The 16,683-nt window shown below is 73.0% G+C and carries 11 protein-coding genes and 1 pseudogene; 5 read left to right on the forward strand and 7 right to left on the reverse strand.

Annotation, left to right across the window (positions count from 1 at the left end; all coding sequences use genetic code 11):
* The coding region (gene glgX, locus ACWD3D_RS20015; RefSeq protein WP_451462177.1) for a glycogen debranching protein GlgX at nucleotides 1–2,148 on the reverse strand (2,148 nt) is incomplete at its 3' end.
* A gap of 393 nt (nucleotides 2,149–2,541) precedes the next feature.
* Here glgX and ACWD3D_RS20020 point away from each other — a divergent pair.
* Both ACWD3D_RS20020 and ACWD3D_RS20025 read left to right on the forward strand, forming a co-directional pair.
* The gene (locus ACWD3D_RS20020) at nucleotides 2,542–3,774 is read left to right on the forward strand and encodes an SAV2148 family HEPN domain-containing protein (protein ID WP_451462178.1); all 1,233 of its coding nucleotides are present in this window, start codon (nucleotides 2,542–2,544) and stop codon (nucleotides 3,772–3,774) included.
* Nucleotides 3,775–3,911: 137 nt separating this feature from the next.
* Nucleotides 3,912–4,622, forward strand: a complete 711-nt coding sequence (locus ACWD3D_RS20025; protein WP_451462179.1) for an exonuclease domain-containing protein — start codon at nucleotides 3,912–3,914, stop codon at nucleotides 4,620–4,622.
* 200 nt (nucleotides 4,623–4,822) lie between these two features.
* Here the strand turns inward: ACWD3D_RS20025 and ACWD3D_RS20030 are convergent, their stop codons facing one another.
* The 3 genes from ACWD3D_RS20030 to ACWD3D_RS20040 all read right to left on the reverse strand — a co-directional run bounded on the left by ACWD3D_RS20030 (nucleotide 4,823) and on the right by ACWD3D_RS20040 (nucleotide 7,806).
* Nucleotides 4,823–6,160: an MFS transporter gene (locus tag ACWD3D_RS20030; protein ID WP_451462180.1), complete on the reverse strand. Its 1,338-nt coding sequence runs from the start codon at nucleotides 6,158–6,160 to the stop codon at nucleotides 4,823–4,825.
* Nucleotides 6,157–6,813 carry an ArsR/SmtB family transcription factor gene (locus ACWD3D_RS20035; protein ID WP_451462181.1) on the reverse strand — a complete coding sequence of 219 codons (657 nt, stop codon included), beginning with the start codon at nucleotides 6,811–6,813 and terminating at the stop codon, nucleotides 6,157–6,159. The genes ACWD3D_RS20030 and ACWD3D_RS20035 overlap by 4 nt, the downstream gene beginning before the upstream one ends.
* Nucleotides 6,814–6,915: 102 nt before the next feature.
* The gene (locus tag ACWD3D_RS20040) at nucleotides 6,916–7,806 is read right to left on the reverse strand and encodes a phosphotransferase enzyme family protein (protein ID WP_451462182.1); all 891 of its coding nucleotides are present in this window, start codon (nucleotides 7,804–7,806) and stop codon (nucleotides 6,916–6,918) included.
* Between the two features lie 124 nt (nucleotides 7,807–7,930).
* Between ACWD3D_RS20040 and ACWD3D_RS20045 the strand changes: the two genes are divergently transcribed.
* Genes ACWD3D_RS20045 through ACWD3D_RS20055 form a run of 3 tightly spaced genes read left to right on the forward strand, consistent with a single transcriptional unit; the run spans nucleotide 7,931 to nucleotide 11,039 of the window.
* Nucleotides 7,931–8,905: a carbohydrate ABC transporter permease gene (locus ACWD3D_RS20045; protein ID WP_451462183.1), complete on the forward strand. Its 975-nt coding sequence runs from the start codon at nucleotides 7,931–7,933 to the stop codon at nucleotides 8,903–8,905.
* Complete coding sequence (locus ACWD3D_RS20050; protein ID WP_451462184.1) at nucleotides 8,902–9,741, forward strand: carbohydrate ABC transporter permease; 840 nt, start codon at nucleotides 8,902–8,904, stop codon at nucleotides 9,739–9,741. The genes ACWD3D_RS20045 and ACWD3D_RS20050 overlap by 4 nt, the downstream gene beginning before the upstream one ends.
* Complete coding sequence (locus tag ACWD3D_RS20055) at nucleotides 9,741–11,039, forward strand: ABC transporter substrate-binding protein (protein ID WP_451462185.1); 1,299 nt, start codon at nucleotides 9,741–9,743, stop codon at nucleotides 11,037–11,039. The genes ACWD3D_RS20050 and ACWD3D_RS20055 overlap by 1 nt, the downstream gene beginning before the upstream one ends.
* 58 nt (nucleotides 11,040–11,097) lie before the next feature.
* Here the strand turns inward: ACWD3D_RS20055 and ACWD3D_RS20060 are convergent, their stop codons facing one another.
* The 3 genes and pseudogenes from ACWD3D_RS20060 to ACWD3D_RS20070 form a co-directional block, all read right to left on the reverse strand.
* Nucleotides 11,098–12,057 (reverse strand): ABC transporter ATP-binding protein, encoded by a 960-nt coding sequence (locus ACWD3D_RS20060; protein ID WP_451462186.1) that lies wholly within the window; start codon nucleotides 12,055–12,057, stop codon nucleotides 11,098–11,100.
* Nucleotides 12,054–14,816: an FtsX-like permease family protein gene (locus ACWD3D_RS20065; RefSeq protein ID WP_451462187.1), complete on the reverse strand. Its 2,763-nt coding sequence runs from the start codon at nucleotides 14,814–14,816 to the stop codon at nucleotides 12,054–12,056. The genes ACWD3D_RS20060 and ACWD3D_RS20065 overlap by 4 nt, the downstream gene beginning before the upstream one ends.
* Nucleotide 14,817: 1 nt before the next feature.
* Nucleotides 14,818–16,659, reverse strand: a pseudogene (locus tag ACWD3D_RS20070) (FtsX-like permease family protein); the annotation flags it as partial.
* Nucleotides 16,660–16,683: the final 24 nt, after the last annotated feature.

Genomic DNA, 16,683 nt, shown 5'->3' on the forward strand with positions numbered 1-16,683 from the left:
CCCGTACGACTTCCGCTTCGACTGCGGGGCGACCTGGCTCAATCTGCTTGCCACCCGGGGCCGCGCCTTCGGCAGCCACCCGGTCGAGCGCCTCTGTTCGCCGTGGTTGACGGGGACCGCGAAGTCCAGCGTCTCCGCACCCGCGTTGAACATCAGCAGGAAGGAGTCGTCGAAGATCCGCTCGCCGCGCGGTCCGGGCTCCGAGATGGCGTGCCCGTTGAGGAAGACGGTCATCGCCTTGGCGTGCGCGGCCTGCCAGTCCCGCTGGGTCATCTCCTTGCCCTCGGGCGTGAACCACGCGATGTCCGAGAGCTCGTCGTGAGTGCCTTCGACCGGGCGCCCGTGGAAGAAGCGGCGCCGCCGGAAGACGGGATGGTCCCGGCGCAGCCAGACCATGGCCCGGGTGAACTCCAGCAGCCCGTCGCCCGGCCTGCGTACGGCCTCCGCGTCCCCGGTGCCCCCCTCGTCCTCCGTACCGGCGTCACCCGGTTTCCGCACGGGATCGGGCCAGTGCACCCAGGAGAGTTCGTTGTCCTGGCAGTAGGCGTTGTTGTTGCCGTCCTGCGTGCGGGCGAACTCGTCGCCGTGGCTGAGCATCGGCACGCCCTGCGAGAGCATCAGCGTGGCGATGAAGTTACGCATCTGGCGCGCCCGCAGCTCCAGCACCGCCGGGTCGTCACTCTCGCCCTCCGCGCCGCAGTTCCACGAGCGGTTGTGGCTCTCGCCGTCCCGATTCCCCTCGCCGTTGGCGTCGTTGCGCTTGTCGTTGTACGAGACGAGGTCGTGCAGGGTGAATCCGTCGTGGCAGGTGGTGAAGTTGATCGAGGCGAGCGGCCGGCGGCCGTCGTCCTGGTAGAGGTCGGAGGAGCCGGTCAGCCGCCCCGCGAACTCGGCCAGCGTCCGGGGCTCGCCCCGCCACAGGTCGCGCACGGTGTCGCGGTACTTGCCGTTCCACTCGGTCCACAGCGGCGGGAAGTTGCCGACCTGGTAGCCGCCCTCGCCGACGTCCCAGGGCTCCGCGATCAGCTTCACCTGGCTCACCACCGGGTCCTGTTGCACCAGGTCGAAGAAGGACGACAGCCGGTCCACCTCGTGGAACTGCCGGGCGAGCGTCGCGGCGAGGTCGAAGCGGAAACCGTCCACGTGCATCTCGGTCACCCAGTACCGCAGCGAGTCCATGATCATCTGGAGCACGTGCGGGGACCGCATGAGCAGCGAGTTCCCGGTGCCCGTGGTGTCCATGTAGTAGCGCTGGTCGTCCGTCAGACGGTAGTAGGAGGCGTTGTCCAGCCCCCGGAAGGAGAGCGTCGGACCCAGGTGATTGCCCTCGGCGGTGTGGTTGTAGACCACGTCGAGGATCACCTCGATGCCCGCCTGGTGCAGTGCCCGGACGGCCTGCTTGAACTCCAGCACCTGCTCCCCGCGGTCGCCCCAGGAGGCGTACGCGTTGTGCGGGGCGAAGAAGCCGATGGTGTTGTAACCCCAGTAGTTGGCGAGTCCGGCGTCGGCCAGCCGGTGGTCCTGGACGAACTGGTGCACCGGCATCAGCTCGATCGCGGTGACGCCCAGCTCCGTCAGATGGGCGATCACCTCCGGATGCGCCAGACCCGCGTAGGTGCCCCGCAGCTCCTCGGGTAGACCCGGGTGGAGCATCGTCAGGCCCTTGACGTGGGCCTCGTAGATCACGGTGCGGTGGTAGTCCGTACGCGGTCTGCGGTCGTCGCCCCAGTCGAAGTACGGGTTGACCACGACGGAGCTCATCATGTGCGGGGCCGAGTCGAGGTCGTTGCGCGCGTCGGGGCGCCCGAAGGGGTAGCCGTACACCGCCTCGCCCCACTCGATCTTCCCGGCGACGGCCCGCGCGTAGGGGTCGAGCAGCAGCTTCGCGGAGTTGCACCGCTGCCCGTTCTGGGGTTCGTAGGGTCCGTGCACGCGGAAGCCGTACCGCTGGCCCGGCATGATGCCGGGCAGGTAGGCGTGACGGACGAAGGCGTCGGTCTCGCGCAGCTCGACCGCCGTCTCGGAACCGTCGTCGTGCAGCAGACACAGTTCGATGCGGTGGGCGGCCTCCGAGAAGACCGCGAAGTTGGTCCCGGCGCCGTCGTACGTGGCGCCGAGCGGATACGCCTGTCCCGGCCAGACCTGCATAGATATGACTCTTCCACTTCTGATCCGGGTGTGGTGCGGTTCTTCAGCCAGATAATCCCCGAAAGTGGCGCGCGTACCTAGTACGTCGGCCGGTGCGGTCGCGAACGGGAGGCGCCGTGCGCCGTGTACCCCGGCGCGGGCCGTCAACACACCGCACCGCGTTACACCCCTGCGGCCCGTCCGGTCCGTCGGAACCTCCCCGGCGCCCCGAACACCGGTCCCCGGCTGGTCACCTCACTATGAATCAGCTCACTCCGTTCCCCGACCGGCCAGAGAACCCGTGGTTTCGGTACACCAGTTGACGGAGCGTCCTCGGCGGGGGGCTGCACGGGTCCGCGCTCGCGGAGTACCCTTCCGTGATCGTTGGGTGGGGGAGTGGAAGGCGGTGCACGGGTGAGCTCGGGAGGGTTCGAGCTGCCTCCGGGTGACGTGAGTCACGAGGGGGAGCCGAACGACGCGCCGCCCGGGACGGTATCCCTGGCGCAGCCCCTGGAGATCGGCGCGGAGCTGGGCTGGAGCGCCGAGGACTGGGGCGAGGTGCGGACTCGTGCCCAGCGCGCCGGCCGTGCGTACATCTGGCTGAATCTCGTCGAGCAGCGGCTCCGCGCGGTCGTCGCCGCCGTGCTGCGGCCGGTCTACGCGCCGGTGAACGGCGAGGACTGGGTGGTGGCCGCCGCCGGGCCCGCCGGGCAGGAGTGGGTGCAGCGGGCCGTCGCCGTGCGCGAGGTGTCCCGCCGGAAGGGCTATCTGCTCGACCCCGCCGACGACAACGTCCTGAGCTTCCTGACTTTGCCCCAGCTCCGCGAGCTGATGGTCCAGCACTGGCCCTGCTTCGAGCCGTACTTCGACGACCGGCGCGACGTCGAGCTGGCACTGGACGAGCTGGAGGTCGCGCGGAACGTCGTCTCCCGCAACCGCGCGCTCAACGAGGCCGTCCACGCTCAGGCCGAGCGGGCCTCCCAGCGGCTCCTGACCATCCTCGGCGGCGGGGCCGCCGTGCCCTCCGCCGACCGGCTGCCCGTCGACGCCGTCGAATCCCTGGTCGGCGACCGGTACGCCGACGTGGTCTCCGTCCACCCCGACCGGGTGCGGCTCCAGCGCCAGCTCCCGGCCGAGGACCTGTTCGGCAACGCCCGGCGGCTCGACGCGATCGGCATAGGGCTCAACCTGCTCGTGCAGAACTTCTCCGGGCGGCGGCTGGTGCGGCTCGCCGAGACAGGCTGCCGGATAAGGCTGCTCTTCATCAATCCGGCCAGCAGCGCGGTCCGCCGCCGCGAGCGGGAACTCGGCCTCCGCAAGGGCGAGCTGAGCCGGTCCGTCGAGATGAACATCCTGCACATGCGCAGGGTGCGGGCCCGGCTCCGCGACCCGGGGGCCTTCCAGATCCAGGTGTTCGACGAGACCCCGCGCTTCACCGCCTATCTGGTCGACGGCGACGGATCCGACGCGGTGGGGGTCGTCCAGCCCTATCTGCGCCGCGCACGCGGGATGGAGGCGCCCGTCCTGGTCCTCCGGGGCGGCGGGCGTGCGGTCGTCCGGGCGGGGCAGGAGGCCGAGCACGGACTGTTCGAGACGTACCGCGAGGAGTTCGAGTCGGTGTGGACCGACTCCCGGCCGGTCTCCTGAACCTCTCTGAAGTCCTTCCGGAGAGGCCCCGGACCGTCTCCGGGACGCCCGGGACCGGACCGCCCGCCGACCGTCGTGTCAGTGGTGCGTGACAGGGTGTTCCTCACTGGGGGTAAGCACCACGGAGGAGGTACGGGATGAGCTGGCACCGGGAACCACTGGTCGGCTTCGACTTGGAGACGACGGGCACGGACGTCGAGACCGACCGCGTCGTCACGGCGGCGATCGTGCGGCTGGACGCGGACGGGGCCGTCTCCGAGGAGCGGACCTGGCTGCTGGATCCGGGGGTGGCGATACCCGAACAGGCTTCGGCGATCCACGGCATCTCCACGGACCACGCCCGCGAGTACGGCGTCCCGGCACGGGGCGCGATCGAGGAGATCGCGGCGACCGTCGCCGGAGTCCTGCGCTCGGGGACCCCGCTCGTCGTGATGAACGCGCGCTACGACCTGTCCCTGCTGGACCGCGAGTGCCGGCGCCACGGACTGCGGTCGATCACCGAGCGGCTCGGCACCGCGCCCTCGCCGGTCGTCGACCCCCTGGTGATCGACAAGCACGTCGACAAGTACCGCAAGGGCCGGCGTGCCCTGCACGCGCTGTGCGCGCACTACGGGGTGTCACTGGACGACGCCCACGACGCGAGGGCGGACGCGGTGGCCGCCGTCCAGGTGGTGCGGCGCATGGGGGAGGTGCACCGGCCGGTCGGGGCGATGCCCCTGACGGACCTGCACGACCTCCAGGTGGTGGCGGCGGCCGCGCAGTCGGTCTCGCTGCAGGCGTACCTGCGGCGGACCGACCCGACCGTCGTCGTCGAACCGGCCTGGCCGGTCATCCCCCGGAGCCGGTAGACCGGGAGGGGCGGAGGTCCTGGGCCTCGCTCCCCACAAGCCGGTTCACGTGCCGCCCCGGCCCGGTCCCGGTTCACGTCCCGCCCCGGCCCGGTCCCGGTCACCGTGCCGCCCCGGCCTGTCCCGGATGCGTGCCGCCCCTGCCCCGGGCCCCGGCCCATCGGCCGAGGAGACCAGCTCAGGAGCGGGGCCGCCCGGCGTCAGGCCGCCGCACCCGCACGGTCCGGCGAGGTGTCCTCCCCGCCCTGCGGCTTCTCCGCGCCCGGCCGGCCCGTACGGTCCATCTCACCCCATTCCGGCCGCAGTCCGGCCAGGTTCGTGGTGAGGAAGTACGCGGCCCCGCAGGCGAGCAGCACCGGGGTGAGCCCGACAGCGGTCACCGCGGCCCCGGCCAGCAGCCCGCCGAGGGGGATGCCGGCCCAGGCCAGTGAGTCGCCGAGCGCGTTGACCCGGCCCAGCATGCGGCGCGGCACCCGCTCGACGAGAACGGCTCCCAGCACGGGGTTGATGAAGCCCCCGCCGAAACCGCCCACCGCGAAGACGGCGACGACCGTCCACAGCGGGGCGTCCGAGGCGAGGATCAGGAATCTCGGGGCCCCGATGAGGAGGAACCCGCCGAGGACCACCCGCCTGCGCCGGAGCCGGTGCGCGGTCGCCGCGGCGATCAGACTCCCGGCGACCGCCGCCGCGCCGAGCGCGCTGCCGGTCAGGCCGATCGCGGCCGGACCGTGGCCGGACTCACGGGCCCAGAGGGGGATGAGCACGGAGTTGATCGCGGCGTCCAGCAGGTTGGTGACGCCCACCGTGACGATGACGGTGAGCAGCAAGGGTTCGCCGCGGAGGAAGGTGAAGCCTTCGCCGAAGCGCCGCCAGTAGCCCGGTTCCTTCGAGCCGGCCGCCGCCGGTTCCCGGTCGGCCGCCCGCCCGACGCCGCGGGGCAGCGCGACCCCGATGATGATCGATCCGAGAGCGAAGGAACCGGCGTTGAGGGCGAGTCCGGTCAGGGGGCCGAGCAGCGCCACCAGGGAACCGCCGACGGCAGGACCGAGGGTGGACGCGAGGCGCTCGATCACGCCGGACACGCCCATGGCACGTTCCAGCGGTACTCCGGCGCGCTCGGCCGCCTCGGGCACCATGACTTCCTTGGCCAGGTCGCCGGGGCCGCGCGCCGCGCCGACCACCGCGACCAGGGCCGGCAGGAGCGGAAAGGACAGGAGGTGCGTCGCGTGGAGGAGGGGGACCAGCGCGGCGGCGACCGCACTGACCGTGTCCGTCGTCCAGGAGACGGCCCGCGGGCCGACGCGGTCCACCACCGGCCCCGCGAGCGCCTTGACCACGACGTACGGGGCCATCTCGCAGAAGGCGACCAACCCGGTGCGCGTCGCGCTGCCCGTCGTGACGAGCACGAACCAGGGGAGCGCCACGGCCGAGATCCGCGTACCGGTCAGCGATACGGCCATGGCCGTCAGCACCCCGCCCAGCGGCCGTAAGGACCGCCCGCCGGATATGCCGCCGGTGGCCGGGGCGGTCTTGTTCATGACGTCCCCGTCGCGGTCCGTGAGCCGGAGTGCTCCTCGGCCGTGGCGGGCGCGTCCGGTTCGGGCAGGATGTGTGTGATGAGGCCGACCCGCTGGGCCCCTTCCGGAGCCTCGGCCGCCGTGTCCGGGTCGTCCGCCCGGTAGCGGGCGATGACGTCCCTCAAATCCCGTCGCAGGGAGACGGCTTCCTCGGGAGTGAGCCGCAGGGACCAGTCGCTCATGTCGAAGGTCCCCCGCCACGCCTCGGGCAGTGTCTGCACCTCGTTCAGCGTCCGCTGGGTGCGCAGGGTGTAGGTGGCGGCGACGGACCGCAGGTACGTCAGTGCGGCCTCGGGCTCCCCGTCCACCAGGCTCCGGTCGTTGAGCTCGGTCGTCCGGTGGACCGAACGCCACCAGCGTTCCCGCGCGTTGCCGCGCTCCGCGTCCTCCTCGACGAATCCGGCCGCACCGAGTTGGCGCAGGTGGTAGCTGGCAGTCCCGGAGTTCACCCCCAGCCGCTCCGCGAGGCGGGTGGCGGTCGAGGGACCGTGGCCCCGCAGTACCTCGACCAACCGCACGCGCAGCGGATGTGCCAGGGCACGAAGTCCCCTGGCGTCCAGGACCACTGAGTGCTTCTCGGCGGAGCCGTCGGCCCTCTTCGTCGCATCGGTCATGGCGCACACAGTAGACCGCAAAGAGTTCTTCGCGAAGGGTTGTTTGCGAAGGACTCTTTGCGGTCTGGTCCGGCAGGAACCGGCGGGACGGCCTGCCGCGCCTCAGAAGGGGTACCACCGCACCTCGGCGTCACCGTCCCGCAGCGAGGCGACCCGGCGGCGGAACTCGGCGAGCGCCTTCGGGTTGGCCGGTGCGTGCTGGGCGACCCAGGCGCAGCTGGCCGTCTCCCGGGCCCCGCGCAGTACGGCACAGCCGTCCCATTCCCGTACGTCCCAGCCGTAGGCGACGGTAAAGGCGTCGTACGCGTCGGCGGGGAGTCCGTACCGGTCGCGGGAGAGGGCGAGCACCACGAGGTCGTGCTCGCGCAGGTCGAAGGAGAAGGTCTCCAGGTCGACCAGGACCGGGCCGTCCGGGCCGACATGGACGTTGCGCGGCAGCGCGTCGCCGTGCACCGGACCCGGCGGAAGGCGGGGTACGAGGGCGGCGGCGGCAGCCGCGAAGCCGTCCCGGCGTGCGCGGAGATAGTCGGCGTCCGCCGGGTCGATCGCGTCGCCCGCCAGCTGGAGCCAGCGCTCGACCCCGCCGAGCAGTTCGCGGCGGGGCAAGGTGAAGCCCTCCGGTGCCTTCAGGGCGTGCACCAAGGTCAACAGGGGGGCCAGATCGCGCGGTTCGGGGGCCCGCACGGCGTCCGGAAGCCGGTGCCAGAGGGTCACCGGGTGCCCCTCCACGAGGCGGGGCGCGGACTCGGCGGCCCGTACGGCGGGGACGCCGGAGTCCGCGAGCCAGCCGGCCACGGCGACCTCGCGTGCGGCGCGTTCGCGCAGTTCCGGATGGTGCGTCGCGTCGCGGCCGACCTTGACCACCAGGTCGCCCACGGCGAAAGCCGCGTTCTCGCCCAGCGCGAGGAGTTCCGCCCCGGCGGCGGAGCCGGAGCCGCTGTTTCCGGCCAGTCCGGCAGCGGTCAGTACCTCGCGCGCTCGCTCTTCGTTCATGGCCTGATTTTCGCATTCATGCAGGCCACCTTGACGAACGGTCGGCCCGTCAGGACCATGACGGGGGCCGGGTGAGCGGCCAGAGCGGCAGAAAGCCGATCAGATGCGACGAAGAGGTCAATCAGTGACATTGGCGACTCCGGCCGTGACGGAGCGGACGGGCGGCAGGGCGGCCGGCCGGGGGCCGGGACAGCGCCGCAAGGACGACGGACGCGGCGGCGAGCGGGCCGCCCGCGACCGGGCCACCTGGTTCCTGGTGCTGCCCGCACTCATCCCGATCCTCGTCCTCAGCGTCGGACCGCTGCTCTACGGCATCGGGCTCGCCTTCACCGACGCGCAGTCCGGCCGCACCCGCTCCACCCAGTGGATCGGCGCGCTGAACTTCCAGGACCTGCTGCACGACACCCTCTTCTGGGACTCCTTCCGGATCGGCCTGCTCTGGGCGGTCGGCGTCACCGTCCCGCAGTTCCTGCTCGCCCTCGGCCTCGCGCTGCTCCTCAACGAGAACCTGCGGATGCGCTGGCTGGCCCGCGCGCTGGCGATCATCCCGTGGGCGATGCCCGAGGTCGTCGTCGGCATCATGTGGCGGCTGGTCTACAACCCGGACGCGGGCATCCTCAACGAGACCATCCGCGACCTCGGCCTCGGAGACGGCCGCGACTGGCTCACCGGCTTCGGTACCGCGCTGCCCGCCGTGATCGTCGTGGGGATCTGGGCCGGGATGCCCCAGTCCACCGTCGCGCTGCTGGCCGGACTCCAGAACACCCCGCACGAACTCCACGAGGCAGCCGCCCTCGACGGCGCCGGGGCCTGGCGCCGCTTCCGTACCGTCACCTGGCCCGCCCTGAAACCCGTCGCCCTCTCCATCACGGCCCTCAACTTCATCTGGAACTTCAACTCCTTCGCCCTGGTCTACGTCCTGACCAGCGGCGGACCCGGCGGACGGACCCGGCTGCCGATGCTCTTCGCGTACGAAGAGGCTTTCCGTTACGGCCAGTTCGGCTACGCGGCGGCCATGGGCTGTGTGATGGTCGCGGTGATCTCCGTGATCCTCGCCGTGTACCTGGCCGGCCGGCTCCGGGGAGGGGACGACCGATGAGCATGCGCACCGGACGCGCCACCCGAGCGGGGCAGTACCTCGCGCTCACCGGGTACCTCGTCTTCCTGGCGTTCCCGTTCCTCTGGCTGATCTCCACGGCCTTCAAGCCCGCCCGTGAACTGGGCTCGCTGCACCCCACCTGGATTCCCCAGCACCCCACCCTGGACAACTTCCGGCAGGCGTTCGACGAACAGCCACTGCTCCAGGCGGCGGGGAACTCCCTGTTCGCCGCCGTCAGCGCCGGGGTGATCTGCGTCCTGATCGCCACCCCGATGGCCTACGTGATGGCCCGCCACCGGGGCAAGCTCTCGGCCGCCGCCACCGGCTGGGTCGTGATCAGCCAGGCGTTCCCCTTCGTCCTGCTGATCATCCCGCTCTTCCTCATCCTGAAGAACCTGCACCTGATCAACTCCCTGGCGGGGCTGATCATGGTCTACGTCGTCTGGTCGCTGCCCTTCGCGCTCTGGATGCTCGTCGGCTACGTCCGGGCCGTGCCCGCCGAACTGGAGGAAGCGGCCTCCGTCGACGGCGCCGGACGACTGCGCACCCTCGTCTCGGTCACCGCCCCGCTGCTGGCCCCCGGGATCGTGGCCACCGCCCTCTTCGCCTTCATCACCGCCTGGAACGAGTTCTTCTTCGCCCTCGTCCTGCTCAAGACTCCGGAGAAGCAGACCTTGCCGGTCGTCCTCACCCACTTCATCGGCGCCGAGGGCGCGGCCGACCTCGGTCCGCTCGCCGCCGCCGCGTTCCTCGCCACGCTGCCCTCGCTCCTCCTCTTCGCCTTCATCCAGCGCCGGATCACCGGCGGCATGCTCGCCGGGGCGGTGAAGAGCTGATGCGCGCGCTCACCAGGGCGGCGGCCTCGGCCGCGACCGTGCTCACCCTGCTGCTCGCCGGATGCTCCGGCGGCGGGAGCGACGGCAGGGACGCCGACGGGACCGTGCACCTGCGCTTCCAGTCCCTGGCCTGGCAGACGGAGTCCGTCGCCGCCAACAAGGAACTCGTCGCGGAATGGAACGCCTCCCACCCCGACATCCAGGTGGACTACGTCCAGGGCAGCTGGGACAGCGTCCACGACCAGCTGCTCACCTCGTTCGAGGGGGACGAGGCGCCCGACATCATCCACGACGCCTCCGACGACCTGGCGGACTTCGCGTACGGCGGCTACCTCGCCGATCTCCGCACCCTCCTCCCCGACCGGCTGACGAAGGACATCCCGCAGGCCTCCTGGTCCACCACCACCTTCGACGGCGGTGTCTACGGCGTCCCGTTCCTCCAGGAACCCAAGGTCCTCATCGCCAACACGAAGATCCTCAAGGCCTCGGGCGTCCGCATCCCCACCGCCGACCGGCCGTGGAGCTGGGAGGAGTTCCGCCAGGTCACCAAGGAACTCACCGGCAAGGGGCGGTACGGCGTCGCCTGGCCGCTCAAGGAACCCGTCTCGGTCACCCTCAACCTGGGGCTCTCGGCCGGAGGCCGGCTCTTCCACCGGGGCGAGGACGGGAAGGTGGACCTCCGCTTCGACGAGGGCGACTCCGTCGTGACCCGGACCATCCACGACCAGGTCACCGTCGACCACAGCGCGGCCCGGACCGCCCTCGGCATGGGCGGCTCCGACACCCTGCCCGGGTTCTTCGGCGGCAAGTACGCCATGGTGCCGCTCGGCTTCGCCTACCGGCAACAGGTCGTCGAGCAGGCGCCCGAGGGCTTCGAGTGGAGCGTGCTGCCCGCGCCCGCCGGCAGCGACGGCACGGCCCAGGGCGTGAGCCCGCAGACCCTCTCCGTCGCCGAGGACAGCCCGCACAAGAGGGAAGCGGTGGAGTTCATCGACTTCCTGCTCGACCCGCCCAACATGGTCCGCCTCGCCAAGGGCGACTGGATGCTGCCCACCGGCACCGAGGCCCTCGCCGACCCCGCGCTGCACACCGAGGACCAGGGCTGGGCCACCGGCACCGCACTCGCCCGGCAACTACGCCCGGCCCCCGCCCAGTCCGTACGCGGCTACCCGGAGTGGAAGGACAAGGTGGCCACCCCCGCGCTCCAGGAGTACTACAGCGGCGCGATCGGCCAGGACGAACTGAGGAAGCGCCTGGTCGACGACGGCAACCGGGTCCTCGCCCGCTACCAGCGCTGAGAGCCCGCCGAGCGGCCTCCGACCGGGGCCGGCCGCCCGGTCGGGAGCCCCCACGGGTTCACTTCCCGGCGTTGTCCGGCCACACCCCGATGTGGTCCCGTTCGAGCTCCAGCGCGACCCGGTGCTCCATCCCCAGCGCCGCGGTGTAGTCCGCCGGAAGCTGCAGCCGGCCCGCCCGGTCGAGCATCGCGTACTCGCGGGACACCAGGGACTCCTGCCCCGTCGCCGCGTCGACCTCGCTGCGCCGCAGCACCTCGGAGGAGGTGCGGCCGTCCCGGATCGCGACGGTGCGGCGCACCTCCTCGGCCACCGCCCGGTCGTGGGTGACGATCACGACGGTCGTGCCCAGCTCTTCGTTGGCACGGCGGAAAGCCGCGAACACCTGCTCGCCCGTCGCGGAGTCCAGCTCGCCCGTCGGCTCGTCGGCCAGCAGCAGCGAGGGGTTGTTGGCCAGAGCCACCGCGATCGCCACCCGCTGCTGCTGGCCGCCGGACATCTGGGCGGGGCGGCGGTCCCGGCAGTCGGTGACCTCCAGCATCTCCAGCAGGGAATCGGCCCGCCCGGCCCGTGCCCGCTTCCCACCCCGCCCGCCGCGCAACTGCATCGGCAAGGTGACGTTCTGTACCGCGGTCAGGTAGGACAGCAGGTTCCGGGAGGTCTGCTGCCAGACGAACCCGACCACGTCACGGCGGTAGCGCAGCCGCTCCTTCGGACCCATCGTCAGCAGGTCGAAGCCCGCAGCCTTCGCCGAACCGGCGGTGGGGACGTCCAGCCCCGCCAGGATGTTCATCAGGGTCGACTTCCCGCTGCCCGAGGCACCGACCAGGGCCATCAACTCGCCCTTCTGGACGAGCAGATCGAGCCCCTGCAGAGCCTGCACCTCCACGCCGTCGGCCGAGAAGACGCGCACCAGCCGGTCGCAGGCGATCAGTGCGTCATGGCCGTACTCGGGCCGGTCACGGCGTGAGGCCGCCCGCCTCTCGAGCTCCGCCAGCGTGGTCTGCGTCGATGATGTCACCGGGTGTCTCCTGCCCTGAGTTCCTTGATCGATCCACGGCGCCCCGACCACCACGCCTGCACCCCGGCCACGGCCGCGGTGAGCACGACCACTCCCAGCGCCGGGAGCGTCAGCGACCAGGCATCCGGCCGGAGCAGCGCCGGATGCCCGGCATCCGGAGCACCGTCGCCCAGCGCCAGCGCGGACAGGCCGACCCCGGGCGCCAGCAGGGCGACGGCCGCCCAGCCGACCAGCAGCCCGCCCACCGCCGCGAGCAGCGCCTGCGGCAGCGCTTCGAGGGCGAGCAGCCGCCGCCCCTGACGGACGGTGAGCCCCATCGTGCGCAGCCTCGCCAGGAGCGTGGTGCGCTCCGGCGCCGTCTGCAGCAGCGAGAGCACCACGGCGAGCAGGGCGTACCCCGCCCCGGCCACCACGGCCGCCTCGTAGAGCCGTTCGGCACCCGCCTGCAACGGGGTGTCGACGAGTTTCCCGCGCTCCACCGACCGCAGACGCACCGTGTACTCCGGACCCGCTTCGCGGGCCGCCGCGCGCAGGGTCCTCTCGTCGAGGCCGCCCCCGGTGACCAGAAGCGTGGTGGTGCCCGGTTCGGCGAGCGCCCCGGCGTCGACGATCAGGAATTCCGTACCGCTCACCGCCGAGGTCCGCGGGAGCACCCCGGCGACCCGCACCGTGAGGTTCCCGCCCTGCGCCCGGACGGTGTACGGCCGGTCGCCCAGCCGCTTCGCCAAGGCGGGCGAGACGACGGCGGGCACCGGCCCGCCCCGGCCCGCGCCGGCCTTCAGCGCGCCGACCGGGAAGGCGGGCAGCCCGGTGGCGTGGGCCAGCCGCGCGTACGACGCGGGCTCGACGCCCAGCAGTGCCGCCCGCCCGGTCTCCGACCCGACGCCCCGCGCAGCCGTCGGGTACTCGATGTGCACGGGTGCGACGTCCTCGACGCCGGCCCGCTCCCGGAGCCGTACGAGAACCTCCTCCGGAACCGGGGACGGGGCACCCACACCGCTGATGCGGGCGTCCGCGCCGACCGCTCGCAGCGCCGCGTCGTCGCGCGCGTCCGCCACGCCCGCGAGGACGGACCCGCCGAACGCCGCCGTGGTCAGCGCGACCAGCAGCGCCAGCAGGAGCAGCAGGCCGCTCGACGGTGCCCGGCCGGCCCGGGCCAGCGAGAGGAAACCCACCGCGCCGCGCAGTCTCGCGGTCGGCCGCGACGCCAGCCGCAGCGGCAGGGGATACAGCCGCACCAGTACGAGCGCCGCGATCAGCGCCACCAGGACCGGGGCGGCGCTGACCAGGGGATCGGCACCCGACTCCGCCGACGTGCCGCGGCCGCGCAGCGCGGCGACCGCGGCGACCGCCAGGACGAGCAGCGTCAGTTCGGCGATCGTGCGCCGCAGGGTGGGCCGGGCGTCGGTCACGTCGTCGCGGGCCCCGGGCGGCAGGGGCCGGCGGTGGTGCAGGGTCGTACGCAGGGGCAGCACCACGCAGACCGGGACGGCGACGGCGGCCGCGCCCACCACGGCGCGGGCGAACCCGGTGTCCGGGACGAGCAGGACGGCCAGGAGCAGCCCGAGTGCTGCCGCCGGCAACGCGCTCACCGCGGTCTCGGCGAAGAGCCGCCCCCCGATGCCCGCGAGCGAGCCGCCGCGCGAGCGCATCAGCGCGAGTTCCTGGCGGCGGCGGGCGCCGATCAGCCCGCCGGTCATCAGGAGGACGACGGCGGCGACCGAGGCGATGCCCGTCGCGGCGACCGTGACCAGCGGGTCGATCGCGGCACGCATCGCGAGGTGGGCGTCGAGGACGGCGTCGAGTTCCGTGGTGAGCCTGGTGTTCGGCCCGTTGGCGTCCCGGAACCGCAGCAGTCCGGGGCCGTGCTCCATCGCGGCGACGGCGGTGGCCAGACGGGGGGCGTCGGCCGCGGTGAGGTGCGAGACGTCCGGGGCGACGCGCCAGTACAGCTCGGGATCGCCCAGGGTCGCGAGCAGTGCGGGCGCCGCGTCGGACGGCAGCAGGAGCGCCGCCGTCCAGAAGTAGACCGGGGTGGTGGAACCCGGGTCCTTCGCCAGGGAAGGGGCACCGTACAGGGGCTCGACCGACCAGTAACCGCTCGTCGGCCGCGACGGTACGACGACGCCGGTGATCCGCACCGTGAGCACCGTCCCGCCGCGGGTGGGCACCGCGATCGTGGAGCCCGGCCCCATGTGCAGTTCGGCCGCCGTCTCCTCGGTGACCGCGGCCTCCACCTCCCGGGACTCCGCGGTCACCTCGCCGTGCACCGCGGGCCACCGCCCCGCACTCAGCCTGCCGTGTCCGGCGAGGTCCGAGGGCGCCGCGTACGTGAACCTCGGCGGCAGCCCGTCGGGGCGCGGCAGCCAGGGCTCCTCCGCCACCAGCGGCTTCGTCGTGTGCACGCCGTAGGAGGAGCGCGGCGCATCGGCCCGCAACGGCGCCTGGAGCCCGCCCACCAGCGACTCGTCCGCCGCGGACAGCGCCTTCTGACGCATCGCCCGTTCCCTGACCGGGGAAGGCTGCCCGAGTGAGGGCGGCGGCGTGGTCACTTCGAGCACACTCCGACCCGGTGCGGCGTGCGTGAGGTCGTGGCGCAGTGCCTTCGTCCCGTACGCGTCGACCGCGCGCGGGAACACGGCGGCGAGGAACGCCGTCAGCAGCACCAGCGCCCCGAGGGCGGCGGAGACACCGGGCGCGGTACGCAGCCGGGTACGCACCCAGGGGGCGCACGCGGCCGGAGTCGTGGCGGCTCTCATGTCAGTCGTCTCCCTGGTGGCGCAGCGACACCGCCGGATCGGTGCGGCGCAGCGCGGTGGCCGCGACGAAGAGCAGGGGCAGGGAGGCGACGGCCGCCAGCAGGGCCGCCACCTGCCCGACGGGCAGCAGCACCAGCACGTCCGGCACCGGACGGGCCGCCTGCCCGGTCAGCACGACGAGCGGTACGACCGCCCGGGTCAGCACGGTTCCGAGGAGGAGCCCGATCAGCAGGGCGAGAGCGATCAGCACCCCTTGTTCGGCGGCCGTCGTGCGGGCCAGCCGCCGCCGGGAGGCACCCAGCGCGCGCAGCACGGCGAATTCGGCGGACCGCTCGCCCTGCGAGCCCACCAGCCCGACCGCGAAGCCGACCGCGGCCAGTGCGGCCGCCGCGACGGCCGCCGCCCGGAGCGCCGACTGCGGTCCCGCCCCCAGCGGATCGCTCGCCAGCTCCCGTGCCGACTCGTCCCGGACCCGCACCTGGGCGGAGTCCGAGCCGGGCAGTGCGCGCAGTGCGGCCGCCACCCGCGGACCGTCGCCGGGCGCCGTGCTCAGCCACCATTCCGTGGGTGCGGGCGTGGCACCCGACTTTCCCGCCAGTACCTCGGACACCGCCCGGAGGTCCAGCAGCAGGGCTCCGCCCGGCTTCGCCGTCGTGTCCGCCGCGCCCGGGAGGGAGCCGTCGGTCCCGCCGGGACCGGTGGTGGGCAGCTCCCGCACCGCCTTCACCAACGTCACCCGGACCGTGTCGCCCGCCAGCACGACATCGACCTGCTGGCCGAGGTGCGCGCCCGATGAGGCCAGATACGCGTCGGTGGCCACGGCTTTCAGGACCGGGGGCGACGGCCGCTCCACGCCGAACGTCAGGGTCTCGACCGGCTCGGCGCCCCGGGCGCCGCCCGCCGCGGGGGCGGACGAGGTGACGTAACGGAAGGCGGGCGCCGCGCCCGTACCGGTCACCGCCTCGACCCTCCCGCCCGGGCGGGACCCGGCCGCGTCGGTCACGGTCGACACCCCCCGCCAGCGCACCCCGTCCGAAGCCGCCACCGGTCCCTCGACCCCCTCGGCGGTCGACGTCCGCAGCCGTGCGACGGAGACGACGCGCTGCTCGGCCGGTCCTCCGGCCACCTTGCCGTCCAGCTCGAAGCCGGTCACCGCCAACCCGGCCGCGGGCGACACCGGGAACGACACCGTGTGGGCCCGCCCGTCGGCCGGCACCGTCCCGGCGGCCACCCGGTAACGGGTCCCGTAGCGGTCCTCCAGCATCACGCCCACCCGCGCGGCCGAGCCGGACGGCGACCCGCCCCCTGAGGCCGGGGTGACCCCGACGCGCAGATCGAACAGGACCCGCGTGCTGCCGCCGGGCAGCACCACCCCGCTCCGGCCGGTCCCCGGCGGGGCGATCGCGTCGAGCAGGGCCCGGGGGGACGTCCCGGCGAGGTCCTCACGCATCAGCATCCGCTCGTCCGCGTGCGCGGTGTCCAGCACCAGCACCTCGGCGGTCCGGCCGCCGGACAGGACGGCGGTCGTACGGTACGCGGGCGCCGCCTCCCGCACGCCCGGCAGACCGGCGTACGGGGCCGCTTCCGCCGGATCGCCGGACGGTCCGCCCACCACGCGTACCGATGCCCCGGACCTGAAGTCGGCCTGGTCGTCCTGCGACCGTTCCCAGGAAGCGCTCTGACCGATGGCCAGCATGCCCATCGCCACCGCCAGCACCAGCAGCAGCACGGGTCCCGCACCGCGCAGCGGCCTCCGGCTGAACTGCCAGCCGGCCAGCGCGGCGGCCAGTCCCCGGCCGCCCGCCGCGCGGCGCTCCGCGAGCCTGGCCGCCGGCGGCAGCACACACGGTTTCAGGTACTATTTCAC

Source organism: Streptomyces sp. NPDC002690, assembly GCF_053592415.1.

Excerpts from the sequence above, each read along its gene's own strand:
- ACWD3D_RS20025 (WP_451462179.1), top strand. The coding sequence starts at position 3,912 with ATGAGCTGGCACCGGGAACCACTGGTCGGCTTCGACTTGGAGACGACG.
- ACWD3D_RS20030 (WP_451462180.1), bottom strand. The coding sequence starts at position 6,160 with ATGAACAAGACCGCCCCGGCCACCGGCGGCATATCCGGCGGGCGGTCC.
- ACWD3D_RS20035 (WP_451462181.1), bottom strand. The coding sequence starts at position 6,813 with ATGACCGATGCGACGAAGAGGGCCGACGGCTCCGCCGAGAAGCACTCA.
- ACWD3D_RS20040 (WP_451462182.1), bottom strand. The coding sequence starts at position 7,806 with ATGAACGAAGAGCGAGCGCGCGAGGTACTGACCGCTGCCGGACTGGCC.
- ACWD3D_RS20050 (WP_451462184.1), top strand. The coding sequence starts at position 8,902 with ATGAGCATGCGCACCGGACGCGCCACCCGAGCGGGGCAGTACCTCGCG.
- ACWD3D_RS20055 (WP_451462185.1), top strand. The coding sequence starts at position 9,741 with ATGCGCGCGCTCACCAGGGCGGCGGCCTCGGCCGCGACCGTGCTCACC.
- ACWD3D_RS20065 (WP_451462187.1), bottom strand. The coding sequence starts at position 14,816 with ATGAGAGCCGCCACGACTCCGGCCGCGTGCGCCCCCTGGGTGCGTACC.